The organism is Nonomuraea zeae (genome assembly GCF_005889725.1).
GTDB classification, from domain to species: domain Bacteria; phylum Actinomycetota; class Actinomycetes; order Streptosporangiales; family Streptosporangiaceae; genus Nonomuraea; species Nonomuraea zeae.
Genome location: NZ_VCKX01000619.1, coordinates 1 through 2,168 on the forward strand (window position 1 = coordinate 1; position 2,168 = coordinate 2,168).

The window sequence follows — 2,168 nt, forward strand, 5'->3', positions numbered from 1 at the left end:
AGGAGGGTCTCGTGGGCTCGGAGATGTGTATAATAGACAGGTGCTGGTCTCCATGGCCGGGTTCGCGGTGACCGGGCTGGCGCTCGGGCCGCTGGTGCCCGCCCTGCTCAGCCGGGCCGCCGCCGACGACGCGAGCGGGACGATCGTCTGGGGGGTGTCGACGATCTCGTACACGGGGTTCGTCGTCAGCCCGCTGCTGGTGGCGGGGCTGAGCGGCTGGCTCGGCCTGCCGGCCGCGCTGGCCGCGCTCGGGCTCCTGGGCCTGCCCCTGCTGACCGCCTTCGCCCTACGCCGCCACTGACCACCCTTGCCCCTCGCCACCTGCCGGGCCGGTGCCTCCCGGGGACGCCGTGTGCCGGGGACACCGCCGGTCGGAAGCGGTGACTCGGGGAGGCGGCCTGAATATGGTGGTTGCTTGGGGAAGCGAGAACCAGGAACCGGGTATCCCCCCGGCGGATCGACTGCAAAGGGGATCACCATGGCTGTCTGCGAGACCTGCGGCAACGACTACGACATGGCGTTCGAGGTGCACGCCCAGGGAGCGGTGCACACCTTCGACTGCTTCCAGTGCGCGATCGAGGCGATGGCGCCCATCTGCGAGCACTGCGGCACCAAGGTCATCGGGCATGGCGTCCAGTCGGGCGAGCACTGGTACTGCTGCGCCCACTGCGCGCGGGAGGAGGGCAACAAGGGCATCGTCGACCGCACCATGGCCGGCACCGCCTCCTGACCCCACCCACCCAGGGCCGCACGGACCTCCCAAGCCACCGTGACGGCCCACTTCGCCATGTCCAGGGTGAGCTTGGCAGCGCCGAGGGAGGGACGTCACCGTGCCCGAGGGGACTGGCCGGGCCTGAGAGGCGTCACCATGCCCGAGCGAGCATGGTTGCGCCCAAAGGTGGCCTCGTCATGCCCAAGCAAGCCTTAGCCACGCCCGAATGGGCCCTCACCGGAGCCTGGCCCTCGCCCATGCCCCACCGCACCAAGCCCACCGCCTAATCCCATGGTCGAGATGCCACCTGCCGGACGGGACCCGGCTCGCGCGTCAGGACAGGAGGGCGCGCATCCGGGTGACGGCCGCGTCGAGCGATGCTTGGGGCACAGAGGTGGCGAGGTCGAGGGTGATGTCGCCGTTCTTGGCCTCCCAGACACCCGCCACCCGGCCCTCGTGCACGACCACGGGGGAGATCCACCCCGCCTGACGGCTGACCTTGGGTTTGAGCAGCGGCGGAATGAGCGGGGCGAGCGTGCGCGGGGCGGCCAGGATGTACTGGTCGAAGCTCGGCAGCAGGTGGACCTCAGCCGACGCCCGGGTGCTCGCGAGGTCGTCGAGGTGCTCGGCCAAGGCCAGCAGCACCAGGCCGTCACCGGTCTCGACCTCCGTCAGCTCCGGCGCCAGGTCACGGAACCAGCCCTTCAGCACCGCCTTCCTGGCCACACCGCCGAACAGCCACGTGTCGAACATCTCCGGCGTCGCCGGCCCGTGCGCGCCCAGGAACGCGCGGGCCAGCCGAACTCCCGCCTCCTCCTGCGGGGGGAGCGCGGCAGGCCAGCCCGGGATCCACGTGCGCGGGGCGGTGAAGGTCACCCTGCCCTCGCGGGGCGGGCCGTAGCACAGCTCGCCGAGGCGGCTCAGCGGCTTCAGCAGGGCACCCCAGCCGGAGGTGAGCGCCTCCCGCAGGTGGGCGTCACCTGTCACGTCCACCACCGCGCCGACCAGCTCCTCGCGTGTCAGCGGGCCCTCGGCCTCCAGCGCCCGGGGGACGGCCTTGATGATCGCCGCGATCTCGTCGGCGGTGACGCCGTGGCCGCGCTGCCACGAGCCCTTCTCCCAGAACCGCAGCGTGCTCAGGGCAGCGCAGTAGTCAGCCAGCTCGCCGGCGGGAAGCAGGTGCAGCGTGCCGCGCATGATCCAGGTCTTGACCAGGGTGCGATCGGACCACAGGGCCCTGCCGATCTCGCCCGGGTCGGGCTCGGCGCTCCTGACCGCGACGGCGAGCTCTGCCGACGAGGCGACCTGCGTCTGCACGCCGCACAGGCGCCGGACGACCGACACGGCGTCGGAACCGTCGGCCGCGCTCACGAACTGCCTGCGCAGGCGCCACGAGAGGATCTGGGGCCAGGTCAACTTCAACGTCACGCGTATACAACTACACCCCGCCACCGAC

Annotated in this window: 3 protein-coding genes; 2 read left to right on the forward strand and 1 reads right to left on the reverse strand. The window is 71.5% G+C overall.

Annotation, left to right across the window (positions count from 1 at the left end):
• Nucleotides 1-40 precede the first annotated feature (40 nt).
• Together ETD85_RS61820 and ETD85_RS61825 are read left to right on the forward strand one after the other, a co-directional pair.
• Entirely contained in the window at nt 41-301 is a 261-nt protein-coding gene (locus tag ETD85_RS61820) for a hypothetical protein (protein WP_138699019.1), read from the forward strand.
• A 177-nt stretch (nt 302-478) separates the two neighbouring features.
• Nucleotides 479-730 carry a hypothetical protein gene (locus ETD85_RS61825; protein WP_138699020.1) on the forward strand — a complete coding sequence of 84 codons (252 nt, stop codon included), beginning with the start codon at nt 479-481 and terminating at the stop codon, nt 728-730.
• 315 nt (nt 731-1,045) lie between these two features.
• On the opposite strand, the gene ETD85_RS61830 is transcribed toward ETD85_RS61825, so the two are convergent.
• A complete protein-coding gene (locus ETD85_RS61830; RefSeq protein WP_240780183.1) occupies nt 1,046-2,140 on the reverse strand; it encodes a winged helix DNA-binding domain-containing protein in 1,095 nt (364 codons plus the stop codon).
• Nucleotides 2,141-2,168 lie beyond the last annotated feature (28 nt).

Excerpts from the sequence above, each read along its gene's own strand:
- ETD85_RS61825 (WP_138699020.1), top strand. The coding sequence starts at position 479 with ATGGCTGTCTGCGAGACCTGCGGCAACGACTACGACATGGCGTTCGAG.